The 16,688-nt window shown below is 44.1% G+C and carries 12 protein-coding genes; 5 read left to right on the forward strand and 7 right to left on the reverse strand.

Features of this window, described 5'->3' with window-relative positions:
- The first annotated feature begins 475 nt into the window (after window positions 1-475).
- Both IQO02_RS19665 and IQO02_RS19670 read left to right on the forward strand, forming a co-directional pair.
- A complete protein-coding gene (locus tag IQO02_RS19665) occupies window positions 476-1,678 on the forward strand; it encodes a sensor domain-containing diguanylate cyclase (RefSeq protein WP_050613238.1) in 1,203 nt (400 codons plus the stop codon).
- Window positions 1,679-1,903: 225 nt separating this feature from the next.
- A complete protein-coding gene (locus IQO02_RS19670) occupies window positions 1,904-3,409 on the forward strand; it encodes a putative bifunctional diguanylate cyclase/phosphodiesterase (protein ID WP_016766994.1) in 1,506 nt (501 codons plus the stop codon).
- A 158-nt stretch (window positions 3,410-3,567) separates the two neighbouring features.
- Here the strand turns inward: IQO02_RS19670 and IQO02_RS19675 are convergent, their stop codons facing one another.
- The 4 genes from IQO02_RS19675 to IQO02_RS19690 all read right to left on the reverse strand — a co-directional run bounded on the left by IQO02_RS19675 (window position 3,568) and on the right by IQO02_RS19690 (window position 8,932).
- Complete coding sequence (locus IQO02_RS19675; protein WP_029189318.1) at window positions 3,568-4,992, reverse strand: fructose-specific PTS transporter subunit EIIC; 1,425 nt, start codon at window positions 4,990-4,992, stop codon at window positions 3,568-3,570.
- A 13-nt stretch (window positions 4,993-5,005) separates the two neighbouring features.
- The gene (locus IQO02_RS19680) at window positions 5,006-5,446 is read right to left on the reverse strand and encodes a PTS sugar transporter subunit IIA (protein WP_016787567.1); all 441 of its coding nucleotides are present in this window, start codon (window positions 5,444-5,446) and stop codon (window positions 5,006-5,008) included.
- Window positions 5,447-5,693: 247 nt separating this feature from the next.
- Window positions 5,694-6,911: a mannose-6-phosphate isomerase, class I gene (manA, locus tag IQO02_RS19685; protein ID WP_010432916.1), complete on the reverse strand. Its 1,218-nt coding sequence runs from the start codon at window positions 6,909-6,911 to the stop codon at window positions 5,694-5,696.
- A 116-nt stretch (window positions 6,912-7,027) separates the two neighbouring features.
- Entirely contained in the window at window positions 7,028-8,932 is a 1,905-nt protein-coding gene (locus IQO02_RS19690; RefSeq protein WP_016787569.1) for a PTS fructose transporter subunit IIABC, read from the reverse strand.
- 378 nt (window positions 8,933-9,310) lie between these two features.
- On the opposite strand from IQO02_RS19690, the gene IQO02_RS19695 reads away from it, so the two are divergent.
- Together IQO02_RS19695 and IQO02_RS19700 are read left to right on the forward strand one after the other, a co-directional pair.
- Complete coding sequence (locus IQO02_RS19695) at window positions 9,311-10,150, forward strand: helix-turn-helix transcriptional regulator (RefSeq protein WP_010432923.1); 840 nt, start codon at window positions 9,311-9,313, stop codon at window positions 10,148-10,150.
- A gap of 552 nt (window positions 10,151-10,702) precedes the next feature.
- On the forward strand, window positions 10,703-12,481 hold the full coding sequence (locus IQO02_RS19700) for a sodium:solute symporter family protein (RefSeq protein ID WP_010432926.1): 1,779 nt from the start codon (window positions 10,703-10,705) through the stop codon (window positions 12,479-12,481).
- Window positions 12,482-12,630: 149 nt separating this feature from the next.
- Here IQO02_RS19700 and IQO02_RS19705 read toward each other — a convergent pair whose 3' ends face one another.
- Window positions 12,631-13,404, reverse strand: coding sequence for a PTS sugar transporter subunit IIA (locus IQO02_RS19705; protein ID WP_016767002.1), 774 nt, complete (start codon window positions 13,402-13,404; stop codon window positions 12,631-12,633).
- A gap of 7 nt (window positions 13,405-13,411) precedes the next feature.
- Window positions 13,412-13,714, reverse strand: a complete 303-nt coding sequence (locus IQO02_RS19710) for a PTS fructose transporter subunit IIB (protein WP_010432939.1) — start codon at window positions 13,712-13,714, stop codon at window positions 13,412-13,414.
- A gap of 320 nt (window positions 13,715-14,034) precedes the next feature.
- Between IQO02_RS19710 and IQO02_RS19715 the strand changes: the two genes are divergently transcribed.
- Window positions 14,035-15,900, forward strand: a complete 1,866-nt coding sequence (locus tag IQO02_RS19715) for a fructose-specific PTS transporter subunit EIIC (RefSeq protein ID WP_193838626.1) — start codon at window positions 14,035-14,037, stop codon at window positions 15,898-15,900.
- Window positions 15,901-16,010: 110 nt separating this feature from the next.
- On the opposite strand, the gene IQO02_RS19720 is transcribed toward IQO02_RS19715, so the two are convergent.
- A complete protein-coding gene (locus IQO02_RS19720; protein WP_010432944.1) occupies window positions 16,011-16,595 on the reverse strand; it encodes a TetR/AcrR family transcriptional regulator in 585 nt (194 codons plus the stop codon).
- Between the last annotated feature and the right edge of the window lie 93 nt (window positions 16,596-16,688).

The following is a 16,688-nucleotide window of genomic DNA, read 5'->3' on the forward strand; positions in this document are numbered from 1 at the left end:
AGGCATTGAGTATAAAAATAAAAATAGAAATAAGAAATAGAAGAAAAGGGACGTTGATCATCAATATCTGATCAATGTCCTTCTGATGTTCTTATTATGAAAATACCTGTTTAACCCTATTTCAGGTAGTGACATATTTCAACTGTTACCCACTTTATTTATAATGGATTAACTAAGAAAGGCAGTAACTTAAAGAACTGGATTATCGCTTATGGAGCTATTTGATTTTTTACTAACCCTTATATCAGTTCGTTCCATAGAACAAAATCTCTCAAGGTAGGAGAAATGGTTCAGAGATGTGATTTGTATTAAAAATTGCTATACTCGGCCGCCTGTATTGTTGCGGTGCTATGCAGTTTAGTGCATTTTAATTTGCTTGATGAAAAATTGAAATGAGAGAAGGAAGGTAGAAAGCAACATGTCATGTTTAATAAAAGCAATATGATATGATTTTCTATCCTATTTAAGGAAAAATATGGATAATCTCCCGTTAGATATAAGAACTCTAAGTATAATTTTCATTATATTCTCACTTATCTTTAGTATTGGCTTGTTATTATTCCAGTCAGCTCAGAAACAAGTCCTGGGGCTTTCCCTTTTTTCATCATCTATGTTCGTGATTGGCAGTGGTACCATACTATTAAGCTTGAGAGGCTCTATCTCGGACTTTATGAGTATTATTGTTGGAAATTTAACCATTGCTTATGGTTTTCATTTGGTACTACATAGTTTGACTGTTTTTCGTCGTCATTCACGTCAGATTGTTCAATATAGTCGCATTGCACTGTTTTTGGTTTTAGTAAGTTTTGTTCAATTTACTTATTACGAACAGTCTATTCAAAACCGCATTATTGTTATGAGTCTCTACTTAGCATTCGTAACCGCAAGTTCGGCTATAGTGATACTGAACGGGAAAAGGAATGATCTTTCGTTGGCTGTAAATATGATGGCTTTGCCTTTTATTATTTATAGCTTTTTTATGACTTTTCGAGCTATAAAAACGCATTTTTCATTGAACGAGATGAATAGCCTTATCAGCGCGAACTACTTAAATGAATATACGTATATTTTAAGTATTATTCTTATTGTATCTATGTCCTTCTCAATGCTTTGGTTGATAAACGCGAGGCTCGTACATTCACTTCAATGCCTTTCACAACAGGATCCTCTTACGGCACTAAAGAACCGTCGAGCTCTGGATCAGGCAGTAAAAAAACATCAAGTACAGGTGAATTATAAGCCGGTTTGCATTGTATTACTGGATATCGATAACTTTAAACAAGTGAACGATCAGTTTGGGCATCTTGTAGGTGACGATGCGATTAAAGCTTTAGCGACAACGGTATTGAGGTTAATCGATTTACCTAATACGGTCTTCCGGCTTGGAGGAGATGAAATTCTTATCTGGTTACCCAATTCGAACCTGGAACGAGCCGCTGCGCTTTCAGAAAAGCTACGCTCGGCGATTCAGAAGATCAGACTTGAGCAACAACCATCCCTGAAAATTACGTCAAGTTTTGGTATTAGCTTGCTATCAGAAAATGAAAATTGGAAAGACTGTGTCGCGCGCGCGGACAGAGCTCTTTATCAAGCAAAGCTCAAAGGACGAAATACCATTGTGATTGAAGAGTCACATAACAATTACTCGATACCAACAAAAGCGGTAAGCAACTCCTAGTTTGACTAAGAGTTAGTTCAGTGGATACCTAGCATTCTCACAAATTGTTTTTGTAATGTTTTAACCTTAAAATTTTTTGTTGCTTAGAGCTGTGATGAAAATTGCCAAACTAAGGTTAAAAAATAAAAGCTCGAACGGTAGATTGTGACTTATGTTAGTGCTACGTTATGGACAATTTATAACATATGAGTCATGACACATTAGATTGAGAGACAGCAGCTAACGATGAATAAGATAAAACGATATCCGGTAAATATAGTACTCAGTTACTTAATACTGTCATCATTATGGGTTTTTTTCTCTGATCTTGCGGTTGAATCACTATCAAATGACTTACAAGAACATGCTTTAGCACAGACAATCAAAGGTCTGATCTTTATCGTTCTGACGTCTACTTTATTGTGGATAATGGTTCGGAAAAATAATCGTGATTTAGAGAGCGCCAACGACCTTGATAGTGTAACTGGACTTCATAGCCCATCAGTTTTTTATCGATATTTAAACAAAAGACTGAAAAAATCCCAGGTCACTGATCATTATGTCCTCTTCTTACTCGACATTGATAACTTCAAATCTGTCGCTGACCAGATTGGGTTTGAAAACACTAATTCATTTTTAAAAGATATCGCACGATCTATTGAACTTCCTATTGAGCATCTACCGCTTTCGTCTCGGGTACACTCCGATGGTTTTGCGTGTTTAGTCAAACTCAATGATAAAGAAGATATTGAATCCTACATTGCTCTCGTACATCGTAGATTTAACCAATGTGCTTATCGTTATAATACCAACGCAACTTGCTGTATCGGTGCCGCCCTATTTCCTTCGGATGGTCATAATGCCAAACAACTTATGGCGTCAGCGACTCATGCTTTAACGGAAGCAAAAAAAAGCAAAAATTCGATTGAATTTCATGACCCCAAACTCACAGAGCTTGAACGCCAGCGTCAAGAAATGGTGCAAGAGTTACGTAAAGCGATTGATGACAAAGCGATTGATATTGTTTTTCAGCCGAAATACAACATTGAAAATAGACTCGTCTCAGGTGTGGAAGTGTTATCCCGTTGGACGCATGAACGCTATGGTGTTGTTTCACCTGATATCTTTGTCGCGCTAGCAGAAGAGAATCATTTTTGTCGAGATTTGACCACGTTAGTTCTAGAGAAAACTGCGGTACAACTAAGAGCTTGTGGTTTGCTTGGGAGTGTCCTTAATAGTGTCTCGGTCAATATTTCAGCGGTAGAGCTAAATAGCGTGGATGACATGGACCATCTGGATAATTATCTACGAAAGGACCCCGAATTTGCTCGCTTACTTTGTCTTGAAATCACTGAAACCGCTATTTTAAAAGATATAGATCAGTGTGCAATCGCTGTTCAAAAATTAAAAAAGCATGGGGTATCTTTTTCGATAGATGACTTTGGTGTTGGTTACACTTCTTTTGGTATATTCAGTAAGTTGGATGTTGATGAGATTAAAGTTGATCGCAGTTATATCAATGGGTTAGAAGATGATTATCGTTCTAGAGCCATAACGTCTGGGATCATTGATATAGCTCGAGGATTTGGCATTCATGTGGTGGCTGAAGGGGTTGAAAATGCCCAACAGTTGTCAATTTTAAAAACGTTAAATTGCGAACAAGCCCAAGGTTATTATCTTGGCTATCCGGTGCCGTCTAAACAGTTAAAAGAAAGTATCACTTCTGAAACAGAACCATGTTCAGCAACATAACGAGTTTCTTTTCATATTATATGACAGACACTCAGATGACTGATTATCGAGAAGGATTTGTCGGTCTACCAATAAAAAAATCCCCATTCGCTGACAAAACGAATGGGGATTTTAGCTACTAGGGGGTAGTAATTTTATCTTCTAACTTGTTTCAGGTTTTAGATAGCCACCATAGTCGCAGCTTTCTTCATTGCTTCCTTCGTTGAACACTCAATCACGTTCGCATTCGCAAAGCGGTGAGCGTCTTTCACTTGAATATCGTGAGCCAAGATAACCAGTCTTGCGTTCGCCACATCTAGGTCAGTGATGCGGTTCTGAATACCGTTTTGCCCTTGAGTTTCTACCTTAATGTTAAGGCCTGCTGCTAAGCCTGCTTTCTCTAGAGCTTTCGCTGCCATGAAGGTGTGTGCAACACCAGAAGGGCAACATGTTACGGCTACGATGTCGTACTCGCCTTCGCCTGCTACAGGAGCTGCTTGAGCTTGTACTGGTGCTTCAAGCATGTCTTCTTCTGTTTCAACCGCGACTGGTTTCCAGAAGCCAACGATAACGGCTGTGGTTAGCGAGCCAAGTGCAATACCGACGACGTACATTGGAATGTTGCTTGATACTGGCGCAGTGATTAGACCGCCCCATGGTGCGTGCAATAGAACGTCTGTCATGAAGCCGAATACACAGCCCACGATACCACCGGCAACGATTGAAGGAAGTACGCGCATTGGGTCGTTTGCTGCGAATGGGATAGCACCTTCCGAGATACCGATAGAACCCATAATTGCTGCTGCTTTTCCTGCTTCTTGCTCTTGTTTAGAGAACTTGTTTTTGAATAGGAAAGTCGCCAGTGCCATGCCTAGAGGTGGTGTACAAATTGCGATGCCTACGCCGCCCATTAGCCAAGGTTGCGTGTCTACTTGAGTTTGAGCAAATAGGGTCGCTACTTTGTTGATAGGGCCGCCCATATCAAACGCCGTCATACCGCCAAGGATTGTGCCTAGAACCATCTTAGATGCGCCAGCCATTGAAGCTAGGAATTCGTTCATTGAAGACATGAACAGTTTGATTGGCTCACCGATGCCCCACAGTACGATACCAGCAGAGATTAACGTGCCTAGAAGCGGGTAGATGAAGTAAGCACCCAGCGCAGTCATGTTTGCAGAAAGCGGGATCTTCTTAAGTTGGAACACCACGCCACCGGCGATAAAGCCTGCCACGATACAACCAAGGAAGCCACCGCCCATGTCAGCCATGATGCCAGAAGAGATCATCGCAGGAGCAAGTGCTGGTTTATCTGCAATTGAGTAACCAATAAAGCCGCCAAGAATGATTGGGAAAAGAACAAGGCCCTTGATACCGATATTAGAGATGTCTGCCAGCAAACCGTCGGCTGGAACCGCACCTTTGCCTGATGCCATGACCGCTAAGGCCAACAGAACACCACCGGCTACGATGAAAGGCAGCATGTGTGAGGTTCCGAAAAGCAGATGGCCTTTCATGGTACTGAGGATTTTTTTATAGTCGCTACTACTATTTCTATTATTAGAATTGCTACTGGTATTCGTAGCTTGATTTGCTAGGGTGCTCATAATTTTCTACGCCTTATGAATTAATTAAAATATTAAGGATTTGATGTTCATCTTTTGCGTTATGGATATTCTGGATAAATTCATCGCTGAATTTTCCAAACAGTTCTTGTAGTACATAAATATGATGGTCAGCACCGTTGTCTGGTGATGCGATCATAAAAAACACGGTTGGATTGATGCCGTCTTCATCGCCATACTCAATGCCTTCACGCTTAACACCGACAGCGATTGCTGGCTCAGTGACAGCCTTGCTTTTTGAGTGCGGATAAGCGATACCGTCCATTGAGGTAATGCTTTGAGATTCACGAATTTCGATGTCTGCCAAGAAGGCTTCTTTATTACTGATTCGGTTGTTCTCAAATAACATACCTGCCAATTCTTCAAACAGTTCTTTTTTATTATTCGCTTGAAGGTTGTTATTAATTAAGTTGACGTTAGTTAGCTGTGTGATCATTTATTAACTCATTCACTTTTGAAGTTCTTGAATTAAAATTAATGGATTAACGGCATTCGCGAAATAGCAAATAAAAGCCCTTCACTGTACATTTGTATCCAGCAAAATTAAGTGTGATTTGCATCATTAATGCAGTGCGAGATAGGTCATATTTGATTATGTTTTTGATACGCCGAGCGACCTCCTCAGAAACAAAAATGCCCCGCATGAGCAGGGCAGTAAGACTTTGTACTGAGTTCTAAGGGAGCTAGCTGTAAGCGCGCGCTACGCGTCCAGCGCAATCCAGTTTATAGCTCTCTGCATAAGCAGGAATGAACACGGACTGGCCTTTCTCTATCACGCAGGTTTCGCCACATTGGTGAGTGAGCACCATAGATTCGTCAAGCGGCAATAGGATCTCGGCACCTTCGGTGGTGATCTGTCGTTGATGTGAGTTTTGCACGATAGAGAACTTAAAATCCTCCACTGGAATTTCGTATTCCATCACATCACCTTGTTCAATAGGGCTGAGCAGTAATCTATCCGCAGGCTTTTCATTAAATCGAGTACAAGAAACCAGCTCATTCACGTCCATGTATTTAGGCGTCAACCCAGCGCGCAACACATTGTCTGAGTTCGCCATGATCTCTAAGCCTGTCCCTTTGATGTAAGCGTGGGGCGTTTCGGCATCCAGATACATGGCTTGCCCCGGCTTTAGGGTGATCACGTTCAATAGCAGTGGTGCGAATAGGCCGACATCACCTGGGTATTGATCTTCCAGTTCTGAAATCAACTGAAACACAGGTGTATCTGAAAGCTTCGCCTTCACCAGCAACATGGTCAGCGCCATGCCTTTTTGTTCACCTTGCAAAGACAATAAGCTCGCGAAGAAGCTCGCTAATCCATTAGGCGTTTGGTCGCCCGCGAGGTCATTGACCATCGAATGCAGTTCGGGAATATCAAGGTAATGGAAGTGCTCAAGAATCTCGTTGATCGACCTAAAGCCATTCATCGCCGTGTAGTCGGTTAGGGCATACACCAGCTCTGGTTTGTGGTTGGGATCCTTGTAGTTACGGTTACCCGCTGTCATCGGAATGCCTTGCTGCTCTTCAAGAGCATATCCAGATTCCGCTTGTTGCTTGTTCGGGTGAACTTGAACAGACAGCGCTTTCTCTGCTGCTAACACCTTGAATAGATATGGCAGCTCACCAAAACGACTTGCTACTTTCTCGCTTAAGAACAGGTTGAGGTTCTTAGAAATCAAGCTCGATAATGTGGTCTGCTGCCCGTTATCAGTGACCATTGAGCAACCATTCGGGTGAGCACCCATCCAGATCTCCGCTTGCGGCTCACCAGACTGGTTATCAATACCAAACAGTTGGCTAAACGAAGAAGGGCTACCCCATGCGTAGTTTTGAATCACGTTGGTCATAGGGTAGAAAAAGCGTTGTACGAACGAATCGTTCGCTAAAGAAAAATCAGACATCGAAATCACCATGAAGGGAAACATGGCTTGAGCTCTATTCGACCTATTTGCAACTAAAGTATTAGCGACTAAAAAAAGGAGAGTAGAAGGGTTCAAGCCATTGGAGTTGAAATGGCTTAAGCCGCTGCTGTCGTTAGCTTGGCTTTGCGTAGATTTTTAAGTGCGATGCAAGTAACCGCAGTCACGCCCGCACCTGAAGCCATACACAGAAGTGCCAGCATTGGGTAGTTCATAGCGCCTAATAGAGCGACAACTGGACCACCGTGGGCAACGCTGTTGGTGATACCAAATGAGAACGCCATTACCGCAGCAGTCATTGAGCCAAGTACGTTGGCAGGGATAACCGACATCGGGTCTTGAGCCGCGAAAGGAATTGCACCTTCAGAGATACCTACTAAGCCCATCGCGCCTGCTGCTTTACCCGCTTCAATTTCAGAAGATTCGAACAGGTCGAACTTACGGCCAAGTCTGGTTGCGATAGCCATACCCAGTGGAGCGACAGGAATTGCACATGCCATTGCACCCATGAACTGAGTTTGACCGCTGGCAATCATGCCGACTGAGAATAGGAACGCTACCTTGTTGAACGGGCCGCCCATATCGAAACCGGCCATGCCACCAAGGACGATGCCTAGCAGAACCACGTTGCCTGTACTCATGCTCGTTAGTAGTGCAGTTAGAGCATCCATTAGCCCTGCGATAGGTGCACCGATAACAAAGATGAATAGACCCGCGATGAATAGAGAACCTGTGATCGGAGCGATCATGATAGGCACAAGCGGTTGAACGAACTTGTGGTAGTTAAACGAGGTAATCCATTTAACGAAGTAGCCGACTAATAGGCCAGCGATGATTGCGCCAATAAAGCCTGTACCTGCGTCAGCGCCGTAGAAAGAGCCGTTGTTAGCAATCCAACCACCGATAATGCCAGGGGTTAGGGCAGGGCGGTCAGCAATCGCGTAAGCAATGTAGCCAGCCAAGATTGGGATCATCAGGGTGAACGCAACCACACCGACTTCTAGAATTTGGTTCCACATGCTGCCAGCAGGAATCGCCATGCCTGATTCACTTGGCTCGCCGCCAATCGCCAGTGCAAGGGCAATCAATAGGCCGCCAGTGACTACGAATGGGATCATGTGTGATACGCCATTCATCAGGTAACGATAAAGGTCTGAACGCGCTTGTGAGGCTTTTTCTACAACAGATTGGTTGGTCGGCGTTTGTTCAGCTTGGTAACTAGGTGCGTTGAGCGCTTGCTTAATCAAGCCTTGTGCGTCTTTGATTGGTGCTTTTACGTTGGTGCTGATGACGCGTTTTCCGGCAAAGCGAGCCATGTCGACCTGTTTATCACAAGCCACGACAATCGCGTCGGCGCGTTCGATCTCTTCTTGAGTCGGGCTGTTTTTAACACCAATAGAACCGTTAGTTTCGACCTTGATGTCGTAGCCAAGAGCCGCCGCGCCTTTCTCTAGCGCTTCAGCTGCCAAATAAGTGTGCGCAACGCCAGCTGGGCAGCCTGTCACACCAATGATGAAGCCTTGTTTCTCAACGTTGGTTTCCGTTTCTGAAGGCTCAGGTTTGCTAAGCAGTAGTTCTAATGCTTCTTGTTCAGATTGAGCATTCATAAAGCTTTCAATAAAGCCTTCTTCAATCAGTTTTGAAGAAAGCTCTGCCAATACTTCGATGTGGTGATTATCGCCGCCATCAGGAGAGGCAATCATGAAGAACAGTTTTGATGGCTGACCGTCATCGGCGCCGTATTCGATGCCCTGTTTATGGACGCCGATAACAACCGCGGGTTTGATCACCGCAGCGCTTTTCGCATGTGGCAGGGCGATGCCTTCTTCAAACCCTGTGTTGCCTTGTTCTTCACGCGCCTTAATGTCGGCAAGAAACTGTGCTTTGTCTGAAATTCGACCTTGCGCATAAAGTACGTCTATCAGCTCTTTAAATACGTCTTCTTTTGAATCAGCGCTAAGCGAAAGCTTAATCAAATCTTGATTGATCAATGTTGTGATCATAATGAACCCCTACTCTATTTTTATTTTGTTAGGGGTATTTTGGAATCTATGGCTTAGCTTCTGTAGTGAAGAAAAAATGCATTTACTGGATGATTGTTGCGTTATAAATGGAGTGTGATTTTGATCGGTCGAGTGGTCGTTTTTAGGCTTGTGTTGACAGAGTTTAAGATGTTTTGAGGCTTTTATTTATAAGGGCTTGGGCGTATTTCGTTATCCAGGAAACAACGTGCTTCATCAATTTCCGCACTGGAAATTTATTTCTAAAACTGGATTTTTGTAACCTAGATCTCAAATTGTGATTTTGCTCAATAGCACTATGTTTCACTAAGGAGTATATCTATTCCCGTAGCCTTATTGTTGCCCATAAGAGTTTTAAAAATGATATTTCATGACTTAATCTCCTCTGTATTAAATGAGCGAGAACCGTTTCACAACATCTGGTTTGCTGGAGATTTTCATACGCCTCCAGCGTGCAGTTATCAGGTGAATTTTCCGCGCTTAGAGTTGGTGCTAGACGGAGAGTATATTAATGAAATGGAGAGTCATGATCGCAAAATAACCAACGTTATTGCCAAAGCCGGAGACGCGATTTTCATCCCACCCAACTGTTGGAATAAGCCGAACTGGGATACTGACTGTTCGGTGTTGAGCATGTTGTTTGGGCGTCGTCAGCTTGGTTTAAGTTTGGTGAGTAAGCGCAAAGGGGAAGAGAGCTTTTACGATATTCAAAAGCACAGTATTCAGACTCGCTCTGGGTTTGCGATTGATAACATTCTTGAAGCGCTCAGTTCACTCGCGAGGGAAAGTAACAAGCAGCCGATGGATGAGTTATTGCTGCAAGCTCTACTGCAATACAGTAAAACCATGCTGGAAGCGCCCGTAGAAAAATCTCATAGCCGAGTACAGGATGTGTATCAGGGGATTTGTATCTACATTCAAGAGAACTTCCACCGCCAAATCACCCGAGACAGCATTGCCTCACGCTTTAGCATTTCATCGAACCACTTGTCGCGAATGTTCCGTCAACAAGGCCACATGACCCTGGCGGAGTACATTACCCGTGTTCGTGTCGACCGCGCTAAGTTCATGCTTAAGAAGTACAACTTCAAACTCAATGAAGTGTCAGTCCGCTGTGGCTTTAAAGATGTGAACTACTTCTGCCGAGTATTTAAAAACCGAACAGGAAAAACCCCAACCGAATATCGTGGTTCAATCTAATATACTCTAAAGTTCCCTTTTCTGACCTGAGCTTATACGACCGAAATTTGTATGACTAGAGCATCACTGCTGGCTCTGAGCTGTGGTGGTCACTTACTTTGTGTTTTCCTCTAGTGTTTATTCCTACGCTTCATCTCTAAGCTCGTTTTTCTATTTATCCCACTTCACTAAATACCCCTAATTAATAACATTAAGGGTTAGCTTTGCGAGTTGCTTATTATTTCCGCTCTCTATTAATTGAATTAAACGTGTGATAGTTGATGTATTAACGCGATGCATTTAATGAATGTTAAGTAAATTAAAAACCACTTATCGAGACGACAAAATCTTGTTATTGTTGTCCGAGTTACTGATTGAGGTTCTTTTAAGTGATTGATTTTAAATGTTTACTTCATGTCGGATTATTCTTTGTTTACTAGCGCGTAGTTAATGCCTCGAAATCGAATATTCAGGTTTATATGTCCCATCACAATCTTGACTTATAATACTACAAATTAAATTTTCTATGGATAATATGCTCTTCAGATATTAATAATAAAGAAGACTTAATTCATGGAACTCAATACTCTGATCGTAGGAATTTATTTCCTTTTCCTTATCGCAATAGGTTGGATGTTTAGAACGTTCACCAGTACAACCAGTGACTATTTCCGCGGGGGCGGTAACATGCTTTGGTGGATGGTTGGCGCAACTGCGTTTATGACTCAGTTCAGTGCTTGGACTTTCACCGGTGCAGCAGGTAAAGCGTATGCCGATGGTATGGCTGTCGCGGTAATCTTCCTAGCAAACGCATTTGGTTACTTGATGAACTACCTGTACTTTGCTCCGAAATTTCGTCAACTGCGTGTAGTAACGCCAATTGACGCGATACGCATGCGATTTGGTAGCTTCAACGAGCAAGTGTTTACTTGGTCTGGCATGCCGAACAGTATTGTATCTGCAGGTATCTGGCTAAATGGCTTGGCGATCATTGCATCGGGCATCTTTGGCTTCGATATGACGACAACCATCGTTCTAACCGGTCTTGTTGTACTGGTGATGTCGGTTACTGGCGGTTCATGGGCGGTTATCGCGTCTGACTTCATGCAGATGGTTATCATCATGGCGGTAACGGTAACGTGTGCAGCCGTGGCTATCGTGCAGGGTGGTGGCGTTACTGAAATCATCAACGATTTCCCTGTTGCAGAAGGCGCGTCATTTGTTTCTGGTAACAATCTGAACTACGTAAGCATCTTCGGAATCTGGGCATTCTTCATCTTCTTCAAACAGTTCAGTATCACCAACAACATGTTGAACTCTTATCGTTACTTAGCTGCAAAAGATTCAAAGAATGCGAAAAAAGCGGCTCTGTTGGCGTGTATTCTGATGACAATTGGTCCAATCATTTGGTTCATGCCACCTTGGTTCGTGGCAGGGCAAGGCGTTGATCTTGCGGCGCATTACCCAGATGCTGGTTCTAAAGCGGGCGACTTCGCTTACCTATACTTCGTAGAGCAATACATGCCAGCAGGTATGGTGGGGCTTCTCATCGCAGCGATGTTTGCAGCAACTATGTCTTCAATGGACTCAGGTTTAAACCGTAACTCAGGTATCTTTGTTATCAACTTCTACCAACCTATTCTTCGTCCAAACGCGACAGAGAAAGAGTTGATGGTTGTGTCTAAGTTGATGTCTTCGGTTTTCGGTGTCGCTATCATCCTTATCGCACTGTTTATCAACTCGCTGAAAGGTTTGAGCTTGTTCGACACTATGATGTACGTTGGTGCATTAATCGGTTTCCCAATGACGATTCCAGCATTCTGTGGCTTCTTCATTAAGAAGACACCGGACTGGGCAGGTTGGGGCACGCTAGTGGTTGGCGCGATTGTGTCTTACATCGTAGGCTTCGTGATTACAGCTGAAATGCTACAAAACTGGTTCAACCTAGAGCCGCTAACAGGCCGTGAATGGTCTGATTTGAAAGTAGCGGTAGGTCTGATTGCTCACTTAACGTTTACAGGTGGTTTCTTCATTCTGTCGACTCTGTTCTACAAACCACTAGAAGCGTCTCGTCAGAAAGATGTAGACACCTTCTTCAACAATCTTGCGACACCGTTGGTTTCTGAATCAACAGCACAGAAGAAATTGGATAACAAACAACGTCACATGCTGGGCTCACTGATTGCAGTATCTGGTGTGGCAGTAATGGCGATGTTTGCTCTACCGAACCCATTCTGGGGAAGAATGATGTTCGTGCTATGTGGCGGTATCGTGTTTATCGTTGGTCTAATGTTGGTGAAAGCCGTGGACGACTCGGTGGAAGATGCGAAACAAGAGAACAAAACGGCTTAGGTAACTAAACCTACAAGATAGGCAATTTAGAAATAGAACGGCTGAGCGTGATTGCTCAGCCGTTTTTTATTGTGTGAGCCATTGAGATTATAACCAATAGAGTGAGTAACTTAGTTGATTAGGGAAATGAATTTAAAAGGGGAGATGAACTAAATCAGGCGTGAAGAGATGTACATCAATAGGGCCTGTAGGTCGACACTGCTACGGGTCTTTTGTAAACGCTCGTTGACCTGATCGTGAAGCAGGTTTCTGGTTAGATTAGTGGCCGCCACAATGTGCTCTCGCTGTGGCTTGGTAGGCAGTACCAAAGCGATGGCAACATGCACTTCACCAATGCGTGATGCCCAATCAATAGGATCATCACTGACAATGACTGCAATCGAGAGATCTTGAGTCGATTCAAACATCACATGCGGCAGTGCGATCCCAGGTGACACACACGTCGAAGAGCGTTCCTCTCGTTTAATAAACGCCAGAATCAGTTCATCCGGATCTTGTGGATACACCAGATGAGCAAGCCCTTTCAAGCATTCAAATTTGGTCAGTTGAGTTTGTGCTTTGGCATGGTGCCACTTGATGTCACAAGGCGGGCATATCTGCGGCATGCGCTGGATTAAGTCTTTCGAGAACTCATGGTTCACTTGTGAGCCGACCATGGCGTAATGCTCAGCAATCACATCTTTAAGAACGAAACACGCTAGCTCGGCATCGATGCCAATGGCAGTGATCTGGCACAAATCGCCACGAAGTAGGCCCACTTGCAACATTGCAACAGATTTGGAGAGATCAGCCGTTCGATTTTGAGTGATGTTGATAATTCGGATGGTACTTTTGAATTTCTTTGCTAAGCGGCTAAGTGGCTGCGCAACGTGTGAGTTAGCTGCAGGATCGTCAACGAAGAAGGTGATCTGATATTCGTTCATGAAAGGTTTAGGTTCGACAATGCTTAATAAAGACTTTATCGACACTCAACAACACTTCTTCCATTGGAATGAATAAGGTTTTAGCTGGGTCGAAGCGGCTTGGCTGTTCAATGTCGATATCAGAGACGATCAACACCTTGTCTGCGAGGCTAATGTCCTGTGCAGAGAGTAAGTTTTCAATACCCATAGCGCCTTGTGTTTCAACTTTGATTGAAACGTTGAATTTAGGGGCTGTTTTATTTAAAGCATCAGCTGCCATATAGGTGTGTGCGATGCCTGTAGGGCACGCAGTTACCGCTACAATTCTCATTATTATTCTCGGCTTAATCTCGTCCCTGTTACGTTACATAAGCTACCTTTCAGAAGCTATTTTGCAAAAGCTATCTTGCGTGGGAAATCCAGTATGGAAAGCTCGCATAGGGGAGGGGCGATATTGTTATGGGTTCTGTGGATTTTATGGATTGGCGTTTTTTATTCCAAGGTGAAAGTCACACTCTGAGTTCTTGGTTACAATAATCCAGTTAATGCACCTTTCGTCCTATATATTGAGTGCCCCCACACCGTTAATCTTTTCATCTTATTAACCTCTTTATCTCATTCATTCAAATTGGTACTCGGACGAGGCAGCACATGGATATCACTGACATTATCGAGCCCGAGATTATCTGCTTGGAATTGAAAGCAGACTCAAAACAGGCGGTATTTGAAGAGCTTGTCGAACTGCTCGACCGTGCTGGTAAGCTTTCCAATAAAAGTGAATTCCTTGATGACATTTGGAAGCGTGAGGCCATTGGTAATACGGGCTTTGACGATGGTATCGCCATTCCACACGCGAAAAGTACCGCGGTTGCTAAGCCTGCCGTTGCGGTTGGGATTAGCCGAGCGGGTATTGATTATGGTGCTGATGGTGGTGAACTGTCTGATGTGTTCTTCATGCTCGCTTCGCCTGACAACAATGATGACCATCATATCGAGGTACTGGCTCAGATCTCGACCAAGCTGATTGAAGATAACTTTGTTACAAAATTAAAGGCGGTTGAGTCGGTCGAGGAAGCTCAAGAGTTGTTTCTCGAAGCTAATTCTGAATCGTTCGATAGTTACGCCTCAAGCCATCATGAAGTTTACGTCGAACCACTTAGCCCTTGGGCTCAATCTCTTAATCGTCTAAAAGAACACCTGCTGTACGGAACTTCGCACATGATCCCATTCGTGGTCGCGGGCGGTGTGTTGTTGTCTTTGTCGGTGATGATGTCGGGTCACGGCGCAGTACCAGAGAGTGGCGTGCTGGCAGATATCGCGCAGATGGGCATCGCTGGCTTAACCCTCTTTACTGCCGTATTAGGCGGCTACATCGCCTACTCAATGGCCGACAAACCGGGTTTAGCGCCCGGTATGATTGGTTCTTGGGTTGCGGTGAATCAATACAACACAGGCTTTCTTGGGGCGATAGTGGTCGGCTTCTTTGCGGGTTTTGTGGTGAACCTACTAAAGAAGATCAAGCTGCCAGACAGTATGATCTCGTTAAGCTCTATCTTCATCTATCCACTCGTTGGCACCTTCGTCACTTGTGGTGCGGTGATGTGGGTGATTGGCTCTCCGATAGCTCAAGTAATGCTTGAAATGAACCAAATGCTCACGGGCATGGCGGGTTCAGGAAAGATGGTGCTCGGCAGTATTTTAGGCGCGATGACGGCCTTTGATATGGGCGGCCCAATCAACAAGGTTGCTACGTTGTTTGCTCAAACGCAGGTGAATACCCAGCCTTGGTTGATGGGAGGCGTCGGCATTGCGATTTGTACACCGCCATTGGGTATGGCATTGGCAACTTTCATATCACCGAAGAAATTCAAACGAGACGAACGAGAAGCCGGAAAAGCCGCTGGCATCATGGGAATGATCGGCATCAGTGAAGGTGCGATTCCATTTGCTGCTGCGGACCCTGCACGTGTTCTACCTGCAGTCGTGGCTGGTGGCATTGTCGGTAATGTGGTTGGCTTCATGTTCCATGTGGTCAACCATGCACCATGGGGTGGCTGGATAGTGTTGCCAGTAGTTGATGGCAAGATTGGCTACATCATTGGCACGCTCGCGGGTGCGCTTACCACCGCTTTAATCGTAATATTGCTGAAAAAGAAGGTGGTCGAAGGTGAGGCGAGTGCCAACCAGTTTGCTGGTGGTTCGGTGACGGAAGAAGGGCAAGCGGATGTACTCGCGATCACTTCTTGTCCGTCTGGTGTTGCTCACACTTTCTTAGCGGCTAAGTCTCTGGAAAAAGCGGCGCATCATCTTGGGGTTCGGATTAAAGTCGAAACACAAGGTGCTAACGGGATTGGTAATCGCATCACACCAAAAGACATCGAACGAGCGAGGTTGGTGATCTTCGCGCACGATGTGGCGATTAAAGAAGTCGAGCGCTTTGCGAACGTCAAAACCTTAGACGTCAGCACCAAAGAGGCGATGCTTAATGCGCAAGCGTTGATCATGAGAAAGGTGTAACCCTCAAACTGTAAAGTTAACTTAACTAGATCAAAACTAAAAAGACTCCACTCTAGCGCTTTAGGCTAACAGTGGAGTCTTTTTGTATGGCTTCTAAATAAGCTCAGCTTTTAGAAAGGATGATACTTAAATACGTCTTCAACCATTGAGTTAAGCAAATCGATGTCGTCACAGGTTTTCGCGTAGGTACGCAAGCCTGCAATTTGAACCTGAACATGACGAGCAAGTTGAGCGGGTTCTCGCTCTTTGCTTATCTCACCTAGCTCTTGTGCTTCCGCAATCACTTTAGCAAATTCACCTTCCATGATCTTTAGTGATTTCTTTGCTTCTTCCAATAATTCTGAATGTTCATCAGTGAGTTCAGCAACCGTTTTTGCCAGCATACACATGCCGTTAGGTGAACTCTGTTTAGACTCGACAACAACGCGTCTTACAAAGTTTTCGAGTGCTTGAATGGGCGAGTCAGTTTCATTGCGAAAGCGGTTCAGATTGAGGATGCCAAGTTCGGTATAGCGAGCAAGAGTTTCCTTAAACAGTCCTTCTTTGCTGCCAAAAGTCGCGTAGATGCTTCCCGGGCGCATATCAATCACGTCCTGTAGGTTACGCATAGATGTTGCGTGAAAGCCTTTTTCCCAATACAGGTTAGTTGCTTTGTCTACTACATCTTGTCTATCGAACTTTGCCGTTTTAGCCATAACATCTACTTCATTAAACTGAACACATACTCAATATTTTATGCTGAACGCTCGTTCTAGTAAAGCCACACCAGTAAGAAAACAGGCTGCTTA

Source organism: Vibrio sp. OPT24 (assembly GCF_015163545.1).
In the GTDB taxonomy this organism is placed as follows: Bacteria; Pseudomonadota; Gammaproteobacteria; order Enterobacterales; family Vibrionaceae; genus Vibrio; species Vibrio cyclitrophicus.

What these genes read in the sequence shown, in the direction of transcription:
- IQO02_RS19665 (WP_050613238.1), top strand. Translation starts at nt 476, where the DNA reads ATGGATAATCTCCCGTTAGATATAAGAACTCTAAGTATAATTTTCATT.
- IQO02_RS19670 (WP_016766994.1), top strand. Translation starts at nt 1,904, where the DNA reads ATGAATAAGATAAAACGATATCCGGTAAATATAGTACTCAGTTACTTA.
- IQO02_RS19675 (WP_029189318.1), bottom strand. Translation starts at nt 4,992, where the DNA reads ATGAGCACCCTAGCAAATCAAGCTACGAATACCAGTAGCAATTCTAAT.
- IQO02_RS19680 (WP_016787567.1), bottom strand. Translation starts at nt 5,446, where the DNA reads ATGATCACACAGCTAACTAACGTCAACTTAATTAATAACAACCTTCAA.
- manA (WP_010432916.1), bottom strand. Translation starts at nt 6,911, where the DNA reads ATGTCTGATTTTTCTTTAGCGAACGATTCGTTCGTACAACGCTTTTTC.
- IQO02_RS19690 (WP_016787569.1), bottom strand. Translation starts at nt 8,932, where the DNA reads ATGATCACAACATTGATCAATCAAGATTTGATTAAGCTTTCGCTTAGC.
- IQO02_RS19695 (WP_010432923.1), top strand. Translation starts at nt 9,311, where the DNA reads ATGATATTTCATGACTTAATCTCCTCTGTATTAAATGAGCGAGAACCG.
- IQO02_RS19700 (WP_010432926.1), top strand. Translation starts at nt 10,703, where the DNA reads ATGGAACTCAATACTCTGATCGTAGGAATTTATTTCCTTTTCCTTATC.
- IQO02_RS19705 (WP_016767002.1), bottom strand. Translation starts at nt 13,404, where the DNA reads ATGAACGAATATCAGATCACCTTCTTCGTTGACGATCCTGCAGCTAAC.
- IQO02_RS19710 (WP_010432939.1), bottom strand. Translation starts at nt 13,714, where the DNA reads ATGAGAATTGTAGCGGTAACTGCGTGCCCTACAGGCATCGCACACACC.
- IQO02_RS19715 (WP_193838626.1), top strand. Translation starts at nt 14,035, where the DNA reads ATGGATATCACTGACATTATCGAGCCCGAGATTATCTGCTTGGAATTG.
- IQO02_RS19720 (WP_010432944.1), bottom strand. Translation starts at nt 16,595, where the DNA reads ATGGCTAAAACGGCAAAGTTCGATAGACAAGATGTAGTAGACAAAGCA.